This window comes from Salinimicrobium oceani (assembly GCF_012037645.1).
In genome coordinates this window covers 1-382 of the sequence record NZ_JAAVJR010000960.1, presented here as the reverse complement: position 1 = coordinate 382, position 382 = coordinate 1, and the positions used below count along the sequence as shown (strand labels likewise).

1 pseudogene is annotated in these 382 nt (G+C 32.7%); it reads left to right on the top strand.

What is annotated here, in order from left to right:
• Window positions 1–164: 164 nt before the first annotated feature.
• A pseudogene (locus HC175_RS24000) lies at window positions 165–382 on the top strand (O-antigen ligase family protein); the annotation flags it as partial.

Here is a 382-nt window from a genome sequence, read left to right as displayed (position 1 = left end):
AGAGGTTCTGAATTTAAAAGTTTTTGTAGAATATTCAGAAGAAAAAAATATTCTGGAGGTAATTAATTTTTTTGAATATATTCCAGTAATATAGAGCTTTCATGTCATAAACAAAATATAAATCTTAAACGATCAAAAGCATTCTCCATACCCGATATGTAAAATTGCTCCTGGTACATATAGGGATAGCTTTTGCAATTTATACTTTCCAAAAAGTATCTGTTTTTTACTTCCTGGGAGCGATTGGGTATTTTCTTTTCATCATTCTTCAAAACAAAAACCGAAACAATGAAGCTCTCCTGGCTGCAGCTTATAGTGCTGGTGCCGAGGTGTATTGGAGAATGACGGATGGTCTGTTTTTTTATGAAACAGGAAAATATGC